14 protein-coding genes are annotated in these 14,543 nt (G+C 61.0%); 11 read left to right on the forward strand and 3 right to left on the reverse strand.

All coding sequences use genetic code 11. From position 1 onward, the window contains the following. Positions 1-23: 23 nt before the first annotated feature. The 5 genes from X757_RS158735 (at position 24) to X757_RS158715 (ending at position 5,055) form a co-directional block, all read left to right on the forward strand. Positions 24-983 carry a carbohydrate ABC transporter permease gene (locus tag X757_RS158735; RefSeq protein WP_023725477.1) on the forward strand — a complete coding sequence of 320 codons (960 nt, stop codon included), beginning with the start codon at positions 24-26 and terminating at the stop codon, positions 981-983. Beyond that, positions 980-1,870 carry a carbohydrate ABC transporter permease gene (locus X757_RS158730; protein ID WP_023714612.1) on the forward strand — a complete coding sequence of 297 codons (891 nt, stop codon included), beginning with the start codon at positions 980-982 and terminating at the stop codon, positions 1,868-1,870. The genes X757_RS158735 and X757_RS158730 overlap by 4 nt, the downstream gene beginning before the upstream one ends. A 124-nt stretch (positions 1,871-1,994) precedes the next feature. Beyond that, positions 1,995-3,092: an ABC transporter ATP-binding protein gene (locus tag X757_RS158725; protein WP_023681188.1), complete on the forward strand. Its 1,098-nt coding sequence runs from the start codon at positions 1,995-1,997 to the stop codon at positions 3,090-3,092. A 32-nt stretch (positions 3,093-3,124) separates the two neighbouring features. Continuing rightward, positions 3,125-4,288, forward strand: coding sequence for a mandelate racemase/muconate lactonizing enzyme family protein (locus X757_RS158720; RefSeq protein ID WP_023725479.1), 1,164 nt, complete (start codon positions 3,125-3,127; stop codon positions 4,286-4,288). A gap of 23 nt (positions 4,289-4,311) precedes the next feature. After that, on the forward strand, positions 4,312-5,055 hold the full coding sequence (locus X757_RS158715) for a ribonuclease activity regulator RraA (RefSeq protein ID WP_023696299.1): 744 nt from the start codon (positions 4,312-4,314) through the stop codon (positions 5,053-5,055). Between the two features lie 73 nt (positions 5,056-5,128). Here the strand turns inward: X757_RS158715 and X757_RS158710 are convergent, their stop codons facing one another. Beyond that, positions 5,129-6,226: a DUF930 domain-containing protein gene (locus X757_RS158710; protein ID WP_023725480.1), complete on the reverse strand. Its 1,098-nt coding sequence runs from the start codon at positions 6,224-6,226 to the stop codon at positions 5,129-5,131. 141 nt (positions 6,227-6,367) lie between these two features. Beyond that, a complete protein-coding gene (locus X757_RS1000000169655) occupies positions 6,368-6,523 on the reverse strand; it encodes a DUF1127 domain-containing protein (protein ID WP_023681184.1) in 156 nt (51 codons plus the stop codon). A 235-nt stretch (positions 6,524-6,758) separates the two neighbouring features. Here X757_RS1000000169655 and X757_RS158700 point away from each other — a divergent pair, with 235 nt between their 5' ends. From X757_RS158700 to X757_RS1000000169370, 6 genes are all read left to right on the forward strand, one after another. Next, positions 6,759-7,628: a LysR family transcriptional regulator gene (locus X757_RS158700; protein WP_023668092.1), complete on the forward strand. Its 870-nt coding sequence runs from the start codon at positions 6,759-6,761 to the stop codon at positions 7,626-7,628. A gap of 322 nt (positions 7,629-7,950) precedes the next feature. Continuing rightward, positions 7,951-8,931, forward strand: coding sequence for a cell division protein FtsZ (ftsZ, locus tag X757_RS0133500; protein ID WP_023702103.1), 981 nt, complete (start codon positions 7,951-7,953; stop codon positions 8,929-8,931). A gap of 453 nt (positions 8,932-9,384) precedes the next feature. Then, positions 9,385-10,026 (forward strand): hypothetical protein, encoded by a 642-nt coding sequence (locus tag X757_RS158695; protein WP_023702102.1) that lies wholly within the window; start codon positions 9,385-9,387, stop codon positions 10,024-10,026. 183 nt (positions 10,027-10,209) lie between these two features. Then, the gene (locus X757_RS158690; RefSeq protein ID WP_023687856.1) at positions 10,210-11,181 is read left to right on the forward strand and encodes an SDR family oxidoreductase; all 972 of its coding nucleotides are present in this window, start codon (positions 10,210-10,212) and stop codon (positions 11,179-11,181) included. Positions 11,182-11,450: 269 nt separating this feature from the next. Beyond that, positions 11,451-11,768 (forward strand): hypothetical protein, encoded by a 318-nt coding sequence (locus tag X757_RS158680; protein ID WP_023687854.1) that lies wholly within the window; start codon positions 11,451-11,453, stop codon positions 11,766-11,768. Positions 11,769-11,910: 142 nt separating this feature from the next. Beyond that, positions 11,911-12,339 (forward strand): GFA family protein, encoded by a 429-nt coding sequence (locus X757_RS1000000169370; RefSeq protein ID WP_081731301.1) that lies wholly within the window; start codon positions 11,911-11,913, stop codon positions 12,337-12,339. A gap of 118 nt (positions 12,340-12,457) precedes the next feature. On the opposite strand, the gene X757_RS158675 is transcribed toward X757_RS1000000169370, so the two are convergent. Next, on the reverse strand, positions 12,458-14,533 hold the full coding sequence (locus X757_RS158675; protein WP_023725482.1) for a response regulator: 2,076 nt from the start codon (positions 14,531-14,533) through the stop codon (positions 12,458-12,460). Positions 14,534-14,543 lie beyond the last annotated feature (10 nt).

Here is a 14,543-nt window from a genome sequence, read left to right on the forward strand (position 1 = left end):
CCGAAGAACAAGGGCACGCCATCGTGACGATCGTGACCGGCAAGGCCGAGGCTCGCCAAAGATTGCAACCCGGTAGCTCCGGGGTGCTGCGGAATATCTGGGAGCACCGCGCCGACTACGCATACGTGCTTCCAGCGATCGCCGTGATGCTCATCGTCATCGCCTATCCGATCTACTACACGGTCGAGCTGTCGTTCTTTAAGACACCGCCTGGCCTGCAGCTCCGCGACAAGACCTTCATCGGATTGGACAACTACACGGCCATCCTCACCAGTCAGGTGTTCTGGAAAGTCACCTTGAACACCCTGATCTGGACGATCGCATCTACCTTCGTTGCCTTTGCCTTGGGATTTGCCGCCGCGCTGGCCCTCCACCGCGAGTTTATCGGCCGGGGTGTCCTGCGCGCTATCCTGATCATTCCTTGGGTCATCAGCGCGGTTGCCGCCTCCTATATCTGGAAGTGGATTTACCATTCGGACTTCGGCATCATCGGCGCGGTGCTGGTCGGCCTCGGATTGGCTGACCGGCCGCCGAACTTCATCGACAACGTCAGCACGGTGCTGCCCTCCTTGATCGTCGTCAATATCTGGCGCGAGTTTCCGTTTGCCATGATCATGATGATGGCCGGTTTGCAGACGGTCCCCGACCAGTTGCTGCGCGCCGCGGAAGTCGACGGGGCCAATGCATGGCAGCGTTTCTGGCACGTCACCTTCCCGCATCTGCGCAACGTCTCGACGGTGACGATCCTGCTGCTCGCAGTGGCCAATTTCAATTCCTTCATCATCCCGTGGATCATGACCGGTGGCGGGCCGTCGAACGCTTCGCACATCTGGATCACCCACATTTATGAGCTCGCCTTCGGCCGGCAGCGATGGGGCGTCGCATCGGCCTATTCGGTACTCCTGTTCCTCATGCTGATGGTGCTGGGCTACTTCTACGTCCGTGCGCTGGCCGGCAACGAGCGCAACGAGGGGAGCGCATGAGCACGATCGTCGAGACAGTCCCTCGACGTCCGGCCCGGCGCCGCATGCGCATCGACGGATGGCGTTGGGCCGGGCGCATCTTCCTCGTGTTCATGCTGCTTTACACCGCGTTGCCGATGATCTGGATGCTGATCACCTCGATCAAGTCCGGCTTCGCGGCGATGCAGTTCCCACCGCAATGGTGGCCGGAAGAGCCTACCCTGGCCAGCTACCAAAAGCTGCTCGATCCGCAAAACAGCGTCGGCCAGGACTTCCTGCGTTTTTTCTGGAACAGCCTCTACGTGTCGACCGTCACCACAATCCTTTCGGTGATCGTGGCCGTTCCTGCGGCCTACGCCTTTTCGCGCTTTCGTTTCCCCGGTCGAAACTTCCTGTTCTTCACCGTGCTTTTGCGCAACATGTTCCCGGCGGTGATCTTTCTCGTGCCGCTCTTCATCCTGATGCGCGCGATCGGGCTGGTGAACACGCATGGCTCGCTCATTCTCACCTATCTCACCTTCGGCCTGCCGCTGGCGATCTGGCTGCTCAAGGGCTTTTACGACAACATTCCGGTGCAGCTCGAGCAGGCGGCGCGGATCGATGGGGCGACCCGGTTCCAGGCCTTCATCCTGATCGTGATGCCTCTCTCGACGCCCGGAATCATCGCCACAGCTATCTATTCCTTCATTGGCGCCTGGAACGAGTACATCTATGCCTACACCTTCCTTTCCAAGAACGAGCAGTTGACCCTGCCGGTCGGCATACAGCGTTTCTTCTCGGAGAATACGACGGACTTTCCGGGCCTGATGGCGGCCAGCTTCATGATGAGCGTGCCCGTCGTGGTGCTGTTCCTCCTCCTGCAACGATACTTCGTACGCGCCCTTACAGAAGGCGCGGTCAAACACTAGAGCCGGATGATTTCAGGTCTGTTCGACCTCAAATCTGAATCCGCCTCTAAATCAAAGAGATAGAGCATGATGTCGTCCGAAAACCGCTTCACACTTTTCGGCATCATGCCGTAGGGAGTTGCCGATGGCCCACGTGGACCTGAGAGATCTCGTCAAGACCTATGGCGGCTTCAAAGCTGTCAACGACGTTTCGCTGACGGTCAATGACGGCGAGTTCGTTGCGCTCGTCGGCCCTTCGGGCTGCGGCAAGACAACCACGCTCAATCTTGTCGCGGGATTGATCCCGGTCACATCGGGCGACATCGTCATCGGCGACCGCGTGGTCAACGACCTCGACCCCAAGGACCGGGACATCGCGATGGTGTTCCAGAACTACGCGCTCTACCCGCAGAAATCGGTCTACAAGAACCTGGCGTTCCCGCTGCAGATGCGCAAGCTGCCCAGGGACGAGATCGACAGGAAGGTCAAGGAAGCGGCGCGCGTGCTCGACATGACGCACCTGCTCGAGCGCAAGCCGCGCGAACTTTCAGGCGGGCAGCAGCAACGTGTCGCCTTGGGGCGCGCCCTCGTCCGCGACCCTGCCGTTTTCCTTATGGACGAGCCGCTCTCCAACCTCGACGCCAAACTGCGCGTCCAGATGCGCTCGGAGATCAAGCGCTTCCACCAGGATCTCAAGGCGACCATCATCTATGTCACGCACGACCAGCTCGAAGCCGTGACCATGGCCGACAAGATGGCGGTGATGAACGGCGGCTACCTGTTGCAATACGATTCTCCGGCGCAGGTCTTTGCCCATCCGGTGAACATGTTCGTCGCCAGCTTCATCGGCAGCCCGGCGATGAGCCTTGTTCCACTGGAGGCATCGACAGCAAACGGCAACACTGCGTTGACCGGCGCGGAGGGCTGGAGCCTTGAGCTCTCGCCGCTCAACGCCCGGAAGGTTGCGGGGGCAACGTCGAGGAAAGTCGTGCTCGGCGCACGTCACTCGACCATCAGGCTCCACAAGAGCGCGGTGCCAGGCAGCGTCCCGGCCAGGGCCTATACAGTGGAGCCGACCGGAGACGTCACCTTCGTGCAGGCGTTGCTGTCAGGCGCCATCGTCAACATCAGCGTGTCCCCCAACATCGCCGTCGCACCTGACGAGCAGATCTGGCTCGAGTTCGACCAGGAGCGGCTGCATCTGTTCGATGGCGAAACTGAACTGGCCCTCAAGGCCGGCTGAGACAAGACGGGGGTTCATTGGGAACGTTGGGGATGACTGAAAAGCTTAAGATCACCGCGATCAAACCCTATCCTGTATGGGTTGGAACGCGTAATCAGATGCTCGTCAAGATCGAGACCGACCAGGGCGTCTTCGGCTGGGGCGAGAGCGGCTTGAGCGGGCGCGAAAAGGCCGTTGCCGGCGCGGTCGAGCATTTTCGCGAGTTTCTCATCGGCCGTGACCCGATGCAGATCGGGCGAATCTGGCAGGAGGCCTATCGCAGCCAGTACTTCGAAGGCGGGCGCGTTCTGCAGGCGGCTATCTCCGCCATCGACATCGCCCTTCACGACATCAAGGGCAAGGCGCTGGGGGTGCCGGTCTACGAACTGCTGGGCGGCAAGCAGCGCGACGGCATCCCCACCTTCGCCTCGACCGGAGACGAGGCCGAGGGCGACCTCGCCATCGAACGAGCCCGGGAGCTGCGCGCACGGGGGTGGCAGGCGATCCGCTTCTTCCCCGCAGGGCAAAGCAGCAGGGACATCTTCGAACCCCGCGAGTCGATCGGCGCTACCGCGAGCATGCTGAACAAGGCGCGCGAGGCGCTTGGCGACGACGTCGTTCTCGGCATCGACTATCATCATCGGCTGTCGGTGGCAGAGGCGGCGAGCTTCTGCAACAAGCTCGGCCGCGGCGTGCTTGATTTTCTCGAGGAGCCGATCCGCGACGAGACACCTGAAGCCTACGAATCCCTGCGCAGGATGACCGACATTCCCTTTGCCATCGGCGAGGAATTTGCCAGCAAGTGGCAGTTCCTGCCCTACATCGAGCGCGGCATCCATCAGTTCAACCGTCTCGATGTCTGCAATGTCGGCGGGCTCACCGAGGCGATGAAAGTCGCCGGCTGGAGCGAGGCGCACTATGTCGACCTGATGCCGCACAATCCGCTTGGTCCGGTGTGCACGGCCGCGACCCTACATCTCGCCGCCGCGGTACCCAACTTCGCGTGGCTCGAGACCAGGGAACCCGAGACGAAGCTGGGCTTCGACAATTCCGACTTCTTCCCCGTGCAGCCACGGCTCGACGGTCCCGACTATCCGGTCAGCGACCTGCCGGGCCTCGGCGTCGAGGTCAACGAAGCGGCGGTCCAGGCGGAGGCTTTTCGTTTCTGGGAAGCGCCTCACCTCAGGCGCCGGGACGGGTCTGTTACGAACTGGTAGTTCCATCTCAACCGGAGTCCACGATGACGCATATCCCTGACATCACGCGACCGCCCAAAGACCTCATTGACGCCCTGAGGGAAATCGGCGCCGCGACGGTCGCCGGCACGCTTGGCCATATGGGTTTCCGCAATCCTCACATGGTCGGTCCGGTGGCGCAGAACCATGGGAAGTCGATCGTCGGGCCGGCGCTGACGCTGCAGTTCCTGCCGCAGCGGCCGGACCTCTTCAGCGAGGGAGAATACGCCGACCCGGAAACGCAACTGCACCGGCACGTGCTCTATCACGCGCAGGAAGGCGATGTGGTCGTCGTCGACGCGCGCGGTGACATGAGCTCGGGCGTCTTCGGCGATATGATGTCGACCTATTTCAAGGGCAGAGGCGGCGCGGGCATCGTCATCGACGGCTGCATGCGCGACCGGCCCAATGTCGAGAAGCTCGATCTGCCCCTATGGCTGCGCGGCTGGACGCCCAACTACCATGTGCAAACCAGCATCTATCCGAACGCCGTCAACGTTCCGATCGCCTGCGGCGGTGTCACGGTGATCCCGGGCGACATCATAGTGGCGGACGACGACGGGGCGGTTGTGCTTCCCGTCGCAATGGCCGCAAAGGTGATCGAGGAATCCCAGAAGCATCACGATTGGGAAGAGTTCTCGCGAGAGAAGCTGATGCAGGGCGCACCGCTGCAGCGCTACTATCCGCTGCATGACGATGCCCGCGGCGAATATGAGGAGTGGCGCAAAGCCAGTCGTCCGGCGGATTGACGCAGGCATTCAAGACGATCCATATGTGCGGTGAAATTCGATGTGCCCCCCGGCAGACTACTGGGGAGCCGTCTCAGCCGGGACCGCGCCGCCGACGAACGTCCCGATCAAGAAAGGCGCTTTCGTCTGGCGAGGCGGCGGCTCCGACACGGAAGGCGAACGACGTGACCCGCGTCGCATTGATGTCGATACCGCACCGAAAGCTCAGATGGTACCATGTCGTTGCCGTGCGGAAAGCGGTGTCTGGGGCGTCAAGAACATTGCCGGCCTTGAGCGGAATGCTTGGGATCAGTTGGGGAGAATAAGAGGCGTCGTTCAACTCTTGCTCAAGAACGCTGGCGCAAAGTCTGGCGGCCCGTTGATCGCGAGGCACGTCGGCCATCGAGTTCGTTGCGAACACATCACCGGTAGCGCCTTGCGAAAAGAGTTTGCGAACGCCCGGAAGGCCCGAATATGGCCGCGGTGTAGCCGAGGCCACGTCGATGGAGTTTGGCTCTTCGGTGATTCCGCGTCCTGACTTCGTAGCCTTTGCGGGGCGGCGTTTCGGCACGTTTTCGGGTCTGGTCCGAGGCGCCTGAGCCGACGCGGGAAGCTCGATCTCACCGTCGTCCCCATGGGCAGCCAAAGGCATTGCGGCCGCGGATGCCTCTTTGTCAGCGGGTGGGGTCGCAGCCTCCTGTTTGTCCGCTTCCGGCTTCTCATTAATCTTGGCTGACTCTGCCGGCTCTCCGGCGTCTGGCGCTGAGGCGGGTTTACTCTCCGCATTCTTTGGCGCGACAGCCGACTGTGGCTCGTTATCCTTGGGCGGCGATGGCGCATTGTCTTGAGCGCTGCCTCCATCCAAGGACTTTTTGGGGCCAGTGTCTTTGTCGCCGAACTGAAAAACAGGCCTCAGGACCTCGATTGGCGGCAGCTTTTCCGGTGCCTGCTTTTCAACCTTCTGCTCCGAAGGATTTCCGGGTGGCGGTGGCGGCGGCGCGGGAGCGGGTTTCGGTTTTGGCTGTTCGGGCGGCGGCACGAGCGCGACGTTCACCGCTTGCTCCTCCTGCGGCTGCTGGGCAGGAACGGGCAGGCCATAGACCAGGAATGCGGTGATGAGCGCATGCAGGACCAGCGATGCGGGCAAGGCCCACAGCAAAGTCCGACGCCGCTCGGATTTCTCGGTCTTCATCCCTCACGATGTGGAGCGAAACTGCGGCGGCATCAAGCGTGGCAACCGTATTGGCGCATTCAGCCGCAGCTCAACAGTGAGGAGACGACGCCTGATTGCTTCTCGCCGCCGGCTCCATTCTCTGCATGCCCGCCTCCAATCTCAGCGTCGCAGGCTGGCGTCGCGGGCACGCTCGCGGAGCTCTTCGCGAGAAAGGCCCGCATCCGCCAATATGCTGTCTGGAAGCCGCCTCAAGCTCGCAAGCGTCTGGCGATAGGCAAGCCAGCGGGCGAAACGGTGTCGAAGTTCATGCAACATGATCGTCTCCTTGGCGAGCGGGATACCCACGTTCTTGGATTGGTCGAAAACGCAAAGCAATCGCGCAAAGCGTATGCACGATCGAACGGATTGCGCTGACTGCCTGGCCAACCGAGGTGCCTGTCATTGTCCCACCAGGGCAGGAATTTCCAGCGCCTCCAACGGCTGCATACTTGCGCGTGATGGCCGCTTCGCGCTACAGCCACGGTCGCAAGGAGTTTTTCATTTCTGCAAAATGGATATTGGCTGGGACGATCTGAGGTTGTTTCTCGACGTTGCGCGGCTGGGTGGCCTGAGCGCGGCGACGGCAACCACGCGCCTCAGCGCAGCCACACTCGGACGACGCGTCACCGCGCTCGAAAAGCAGATCGGCGAAGCGCTGTTCGTACGTCAGCAGACCGGCTACCGGCTAACCCCGGTCGGTGAAGAACTGCTGCGGCGCGCCGAAGACGTCGAAGCAGCAATGCAGTCGCTAACCCGCTGGCGCGAGGGAAACCTGCCCGACCGCATTGTCCGCGTCTCGGCCGGGCCATGGACCTCGGCCTTCGTTTCCACCCATATCGGCGAAATCTGGACCGTCGATGACGGCATCAGGGTGGAACTCGTCACCACCACCGACCGGGTCGACATCGGTCGCCGCGCCGCCGATATCGGCATCCGCAGCGAGCGCCCGACCGAACAGTGGCTGGCCGGCCGTCAGAGCGGCAAGGTCGCGTATGCCATCTATTCCGGACGCCACCTGATCAACGGCATCGCCGCCGGGTTGTTCGTCGGCGTCACCGGCGAAGGGGCAAACATTGCCTCGGCGCGCTGGCTGCAAGCCCATCACGGCGATCGCATCGCCGTGCGCGGCAACAACACCCATTCAGTGCGCGAATTGGTGGCCGCAGGCGCCGGCCTTTCGATCTTTCCGTGCTTCGTCGGTGACAGCGATCCGCGGCTGGTTCGCGTCGCTCATCCTATCCCAGAACTCGAAACCGACCAGTGGATCGTCACCCACCATGAGGAACGCCACTCCCCGCCGGTACGAAAGATTGCCGACCGGATTGCCGCTCTGATGCGGGCCCATCAGCCGCTGTTTCGCGGCAAGATGCCGATCCGCTAAGCGTCAGGCGTCGATCGGCCGCCAGATTCTCAAGGTTCTGGCGCGTGAGGCGGGCGCGTGAAGCTTGGAGGGGTTGGATCCCGGAGATTGTGGATTTTCGCTGGCCAGAATCCGAGCCGATTCCGGAAGATTGAACTGGAGACCCGTTCAAAAGGTCGGCTCATTCAGGCGCATATGGTACAAGTCCCACATCTTGTCTTGCCGCAAAGTTCACCCTCTGATTCCCTGTGCCAAGGCGATAGAACGTGATTCTTGCACCTGGCGTGTTCAAGCGGCGCGTTCCGGGAACTTTTTTGTCGATCAATTCCAAGGAGACAAGACGATGAGCACCGCGGCAAGGCCCGTCATCTCGGAAATGCGGCCGAAGATAACCGTTATTGGTGTCGGCGGTGGCGGCGGCAACGCGGTCAACAACATGATTGCCGAAAATCTGCAGGGTGCGGAGTTCATCGTCGCCAACACCGATGCCCAGGCACTGACCATGTCGAAAGCATCGCGGCTGATCCAGCTGGGTGCCCATGTCACGGAAGGCCTGGGCGCCGGGTCGCTGCCGGCGGTCGGCCGCGCGGCAGCCGAGGAATCGATCGACGAGATCAGGGACCACCTAGCGGGAACCCATATGTGCTTCGTGACCGCCGGCATGGGAGGCGGAACTGGAACCGGTGCCGCGCCCGTCATAGCGAACGCTGCACGGGCAGCCGGCATCCTGACGGTGGCGGTCGTCACCAAGCCGTTCACCTTCGAAGGGAAGCGCCGCATGCAAGCCGCCGAAGAGGGCATCGAGCAGCTTCGCGAATGCGCCGATACCGTGATCGTTATTCCGAACCAGAACCTCTTCAGGATCGCCGACGCAAAGACGACTTTCGCGGACGCCTTCGCCATGGCTGATCGCGTCCTTTATTCCGGCGTCGGCTGCATAACCGATCTCATCGTCAAGGAGGGGCTGATCAATCTCGACTTCGCCGACGTGAAGTCGGTGATGCGCGACATGGGCCGCGCAATGATGGGTACCGGGGAAGCCACGGGCGAGGACCGCGCCAGGAAGGCCGCCGAAGCGGCGATAGCAAACCCACTTCTCGACGAAGCCTCGATGATCGGCGCCAAGGGCGTCCTGGTCTCGATCTCGGGCGGCATGGACATGACGCTGTTCGAAGTCGATGAGGCCGCCACCCGCATCCGCGAGGAGGTCGACGCCGACGCCGACATCATCGTCGGCGCCATATTCGACCGGGCACTCGCCGGAAAATTCAGGGTCTCAGTCGTCGCGACAGGATTGCGGCAGGGCCTGGAGATACCGCAGTAGGCAGGATCCGGGCTGCTGATTTATGAGTCTGGTGGACCGTGGTCATGGGCTTCGCCACCGAAAAGTCGGCCCGCAAGCCCGCACCATTGAACTTGCCGGTGAATTTGCGTTGCCGGCCTAGGGACCGAATTCGTTTCGAGGCCGCTGCCACGAATGCGCGAACTCGCATCAGCGCCGCCGCGGAACCGCCCCCAACTGCAACCGCCGCGAATGCGCTTCGACCCGGATCCCCAACAGGAGGCCATACGGATTGACCACGGCAGACATTTCGCCTGCGATATGGCCAGTATCTGCTGACCACATGATCGGCCCTTTCTGATCGCTGATGCGGGCTCGCTGGATATGGCACAATAAAACCGGCATGGGTCAGGCGTCGGGAGCATCCAGTGGCGGCCAGCCTCGCAAGCACTATATCGAAGAAAAACTCAGGTCGACCCGACAGGAGCATACTCCATGGCTGACACGCCGACACCCGATGCTTCGTTTCTCGCGGCCCTGACGACAGAGCATTTCGTGCAGCAGACAGCGATCAGCACGTCCATAAGTGAAATGGCGTCGCGAACGACCATCTACATTATGTCTCTGTCGAGCGCTCTGGTGGCAACGGGCTTTGTTACGCAGTCCTCCGAGTTCTTCCTGCCGTTTGTCGCGGTTGTGCTGCCATCGGTCTTTTTACTGGGTGCCTTTACCGTCTTGAGGTTGGTCGACATCGCCGCTGAGAACATGCAGGCCCATATCGGCATTGCCCGGATCAGAGCCTACTATCGAACTTTGGGCGACGAGGCTGCCTTCCAGTTTTCCAAGGAATTCGGTCGCTGGCCCGAAAATGACGCCGAACCTTCTCTTCGTACTGGGCCTCTCCTGGCGTACCTGACCACCGCAGCGACTATGATCGCATTCATAAATGCCATCGTCGCTGCGGCGGGCGTTACTCTGCTTGCGTTTCGTGTCGGTGCAGAACTATTGCTCGCGCTGTGTCTTGGTGCTGGAACAGCAATCGGCTTGATGACGATTTTCTATTTATACCAGCGCCTTCGGACGAAAGGCATGGTCCGCATTGCCAAACCCTATGGTTCTGAAAAAAGCGTGCTTTGAGCGGGTAATGAATGTGGTGTTTGTCTGAACGCCGCCGGCATGGCAATTCCGATCTCATTGACGACCAATGCTCCACGCCCCTCGCAGGCTGTTCGCAATGGCGAGCCCTTTCGGGATCGAGATATTTGCGCAAACTTTTTTGCCCGGCATGCGTTGTTCGTTCTCCGAGCACAGGAGAAAGCCATGCAGACTAAGTCGCAGACTTCAGCCGAAGCCGCCAAGCAACGCCATATCCAGCGTGGTATCGACGCCAAAGACGAGACGAAGAGCAATGGCAAAATGCAACAAGCGATGCAAGCCGGCGCTCGCAAATATCCCGAGCCACCTTTTCCCGAGCAGCATCAACCCAAACCGGGGCATGAATGGGCGATCGAGCCCGCTCCGCTCTACGATGCGCCTTACTACCTCGGATCGAAAAAACTCGATGACAAGGTAGCGCTTATCACGGGTGGTGATTCCGGCATCGGCCGTTCGGTGGCAGTCTTGTTCGCCCGCGAGGGCGCCGACATTGCGATCGTATACTTGAGTGAAGACAGGGACGCCGAAGCGACCAAAAACGCCGTCGAAAAGGAAGGCCGGCGTTGCATACTGATAAAAGCCGATGTCAGTGAACGCGAGCATTGCCGCAACGCCGTGGCGCTGACGGTCGAAAAATTCGGCAGGATCGACGTGCTGGTCAACAACGCCGCTTTCCAAATCCATTCCAGTGACTTCAACGACCTGACCGAGGAACATTTCGACACGACGCTGAAGACCAATCTTTACGGCTATTTTCATATGGCGCAGGAGAGCGTGCCGCACATGGAGCCGGGCTCCGCGATCATCAATACCGGTTCGGTGACCGGCATCGACGGTTCCAAGCAACTGGTTGACTATTCGATGACCAAGGGCGGCATTCATGCCTTCACGCGAGCGCTTTCGGGCAATCTGATCGGCAAGGGCATCCGGGTAAACGCGGTCGCGCCAGGTCCGGTGTGGACGCCGCTCAACCCTTCGGACAAGGAAGCCGACGACGTCTCGAAATTCGGCGCGGATACGCCGATGAAACGGCCAGCGCAACCGGAAGAACTTGCCCCGGCTTACGTGTTCCTCGCCTCGTCGCATTGCTCGAGTTACATCACGGGAGAGATCCTGCCGGTGGTCGGTGGCTACTGAGGTCGCGGAACGTATTTCATTGCATTGGGCTACCGAGTAGACGGCACGCGACGACGTCGTCTCCAGGGAGACGCTTGCCGTGCTCGGTCGCTCCAAGAAACGCGTGATCGGTGCCGTGGGCCGCCGCTGCACGGCACCCGCCACGGCTCCGGAGCAATAGCGCTCCGCGTTGGTCGAAATCCTCGCCCGCGTTTTCAGTTTTCTGAATTTCCGCTTGGAACTCTCCCGCCGGCATCCCGTTCAAACATCATTGAGCCAGGAGAACGACCATGCCACGAGGCGACAAATCGAAATACAGTGACAAACAGGAACGCAAAGCCGACCACATTGCCGCAGGCTATGAGAAGCGCGGTGTTTCCGAGAAGGAATCCGAGCGCCGGGCATGGGCGACCGTCAACAAGGACGATGGCGGCGGCAAGAAAGAAGGCGGCTCGGGTCGTGGTAAACACACCGGACACCCCGCGGCCCACAAGGGTGGGAAAAGCGGCGGCAAGGCATCGGCTTCACGGTCAGCCGCAAGCCGATCGGAATCGGCAAAGAAGGCAGCGGCAACACGCAAGCGGAATGCCGAGCACCATGCCCATTAACTGCCCCGCAACAGGTTCGGAACGCCATGAAACCCAAGCTCGCTGACCGCCTTCGCAACCGACAAGAGCATCGCCGACAAGAACATCGGCAGTGCCTCTTTGACTGCGATCGGAGCGTTCGGCGCCGCCTTGATCGATCTTGATGCGTGAGGTTGGCAAGCGCCTACCCGGCTCCTTGGCCATCAAGGGCGGATGTCTCTGTGGCAGGATCCGATTCAGCGCCGGGATCGAACCGAGGGTTCACTACTGCCACTGCGATATGTGCAGACGAGCGACCGGCAGCGCGTTTGCAGTTCTTGCCTGGATGCCCTGCCAAAGCCTGAGCTGGAATTCCGGAACGCCAACATATCGAAGGTCTTCGCCGATCGCGCAAAGAGGCTTCTGCCCAGAATGCGGGTCGCCGCTCAGCCTTTGCTACGACGCGTCGCCAACCGAGATCGCGCTGCACGTCGGTACCTTCGATGATCCGGCTCACCTGGTGCCTCGGTACAACTACGGTTCAGCGCAGCGCCTTGGTTGGGTGTGCTGCGGAATAGACCTACCGGACCGCGACACCGAGGAGCGCTGGTAGCGCCGCGAACGACCCAGATTGCCGATCAGGAATGCGGCCCTTGTCGCCGTGCCCCGAAAGTGCGGTCTCGATCTGCCCGGCCTGCCGACGTCGCCAGACCGTCGACAATCCCTAAGCGCTAGCCGGTTTTGATCCTTTGGGGGGCCGCATTCTCTATCGCGAAGAAAATCGCTTCGAACAGATCCTCGTCGCGGAAGGGCTTGCCGAGCAAGGGCACGTCGGCTGGCCGATCGGCAATCTCCCGGGCATCGGCATAGCCCGTGATCATGACCGCTGGCCAGTCCGAGCGCAAATTGCGCGCGAAGCGGATTACGTCGACGCCGGATACGAGTGGCATGGCGAAGTCGGTGATAATGACGTCGAACTTGTCGGGAGTGCGCTCCATCATGGCCAGCGCCTCCGCCCCTCCTCCCGCGCAGGTCACCTCGAAACCGCGCTGGCGAAGGGACTCGGCGGTCAATTGCCGCAAAACATGGCTGTCGTCGATCAGGAGGATTGATGGGTGCTCCATTCCGGCATCGGCGAACGCTCGTTCAATGTCGGGTTCCACCGCAGGATCCACCGGCTGTTCGGTCGAACGTGGCAGCCAGAGTTGCATGGTAGTTCCGCGGTTGACGACGCTTTCTATGCGAAGTGTCCCACCTGACTGCTTCATGAAGCCGTAGACCGTGCTGAGACCGAGGCCCGTTCCCTTACCGACCGGCTTGGTGGTGAAGAACGGTTCGACGACCTTGGCGACAAGATCGGGTGGTATGCCGGATCCGGTGTCCTTGACGGCGATCATGACATAGTCGCCCGGCGGAATATCCTCTGTTGGCGTCCCGATCGATCGATTCTGCGCATGCACGGTTATTGTCCCGCCAGAGGGCATGGCGTCACGCGCGTTGAAAACCAGATTCATCAAGGCCAATTCAAGTTGGCCTGCATCGACATGCACCGGCCAGATCGTGTCATCGATCTGCCAGTCGAAACGGATCAACCCCCCCAGCACGGGCGCCACCAATCCGTTCATCGTGTCGCCCAGCGCAGCAAGGCGCACCGCTTCCGGCTTCAGGGTCTGGCGCCGCGAGAATGCCAGCATTCGCGCGACAAGGTCAGCGCCTTGTCTTGCAGAACGCCGCGTCAGGTCGAGTACCTGTTGCGCCTGATCATCCAACGTAGCCCGGCGTTCAAGCAGCCCTAACCCACTGAGAATTGCGGCGAGCAGGTTGTTGAAATCATGCGCCATGCCGCCGGTTAGCTTGCCGATAGCGTCGATGCGCTGGGATTGAAGCAGCTGATCCTCAAGACCGCGCCGCTCGGTGATGTCAAGCAATGTGCCGATGATTTCCGGTTCACGGCCATCTGAGCCGTCTGACATCACGCCCTGGTCGAGAAAGATGCGATACTCGCCATTGGCGCAATGCCAGCGGAACTCGCACGTATAGGAGCCGGTGGTTTTGGCCGCCAGCAGCGCTTGCTTCAATCGCGGCAGGTCGTCGGGATGAACGCGGCTGAGACCGAACTCCGGATCCGATGTCAGGTATTCAGGCGCAAAGCCGGTCAAGCGCTCGACGCCCTCGGTAACAAAGCGCGCCGCGAAGGGCGGCTCGGCTGCCCGAGCATGAAAGCAGACCGGCAACGAATTCAGGATGGCATCCTGCCGTTGCTCGGCGCTGCGCAGCGCGCGTTCGGCCTGAAGCTTGTCCTTGTGCGCCTGCAACGCCTGCGCCAATAGTCCCTGCTCGACCTCCGCCTTGCGCTGGATCTCGAGCGTCTTCTCGTGGAGTTCGACGAAAACCGCGACTTTCGAACGCAGCATGATCGGATCAAATGGCTTGAACACATAGTCGACCGCGCCGGCATCATAGCCGCGCAGCATATGCGCATCCTCCTTGTTGATGGCGGTCAAGAAGATGATTGGGGTGCGCTTGGATTGCTCGCGCTGGCGGATAAGTGCGGCCGTTTCATACCCGTCCAACCCTGGCATGAGGACATCCAGGAGAATGACGGCGAACTCCTCTTTCAGCAGAAAGCGCAGAGCCTCTTCGCCCGATTGGGCGCAGATGACCTCTCCGATAGTCGCGAGCACTTCGCTGATCGCCAGCAGATTGCGCTCATCGTCGTCCACCGCCAGGATGCGGGCTCTTGCCGGCCCTTCGGCAAGAGCTGCCACCTCAAGTTTCCTTACCCTGTTTCTTGCCAGCTTTTGCATCGAACGGCCG

Source organism: Mesorhizobium sp. LSHC412B00 (assembly GCF_000503035.1).
Lineage (GTDB): Bacteria > Pseudomonadota > Alphaproteobacteria > Rhizobiales > Rhizobiaceae > Mesorhizobium.

Excerpts from the sequence above, each read along its gene's own strand:
- X757_RS158695 (WP_023702102.1), top strand. The coding sequence starts at position 9,385 with ATGGCTGACACGCCGACACCCGATGCTTCGTTTCTCGCGGCCCTGACG.
- X757_RS158730 (WP_023714612.1), top strand. The coding sequence starts at position 980 with ATGAGCACGATCGTCGAGACAGTCCCTCGACGTCCGGCCCGGCGCCGC.
- X757_RS1000000169370 (WP_081731301.1), top strand. The coding sequence starts at position 11,911 with ATGCGTGAGGTTGGCAAGCGCCTACCCGGCTCCTTGGCCATCAAGGGC.
- X757_RS158690 (WP_023687856.1), top strand. The coding sequence starts at position 10,210 with ATGCAGACTAAGTCGCAGACTTCAGCCGAAGCCGCCAAGCAACGCCAT.
- ftsZ (WP_023702103.1), top strand. The coding sequence starts at position 7,951 with ATGAGCACCGCGGCAAGGCCCGTCATCTCGGAAATGCGGCCGAAGATA.
- X757_RS158700 (WP_023668092.1), top strand. The coding sequence starts at position 6,759 with ATGGATATTGGCTGGGACGATCTGAGGTTGTTTCTCGACGTTGCGCGG.
- X757_RS158710 (WP_023725480.1), bottom strand. The coding sequence starts at position 6,226 with ATGAAGACCGAGAAATCCGAGCGGCGTCGGACTTTGCTGTGGGCCTTG.
- X757_RS158715 (WP_023696299.1), top strand. The coding sequence starts at position 4,312 with ATGACGCATATCCCTGACATCACGCGACCGCCCAAAGACCTCATTGAC.
- X757_RS158675 (WP_023725482.1), bottom strand. The coding sequence starts at position 14,533 with ATGCAAAAGCTGGCAAGAAACAGGGTAAGGAAACTTGAGGTGGCAGCT.
- X757_RS158680 (WP_023687854.1), top strand. The coding sequence starts at position 11,451 with ATGCCACGAGGCGACAAATCGAAATACAGTGACAAACAGGAACGCAAA.
- X757_RS158725 (WP_023681188.1), top strand. The coding sequence starts at position 1,995 with ATGGCCCACGTGGACCTGAGAGATCTCGTCAAGACCTATGGCGGCTTC.
- X757_RS158720 (WP_023725479.1), top strand. The coding sequence starts at position 3,125 with ATGACTGAAAAGCTTAAGATCACCGCGATCAAACCCTATCCTGTATGG.
- X757_RS1000000169655 (WP_023681184.1), bottom strand. The coding sequence starts at position 6,523 with ATGTTGCATGAACTTCGACACCGTTTCGCCCGCTGGCTTGCCTATCGC.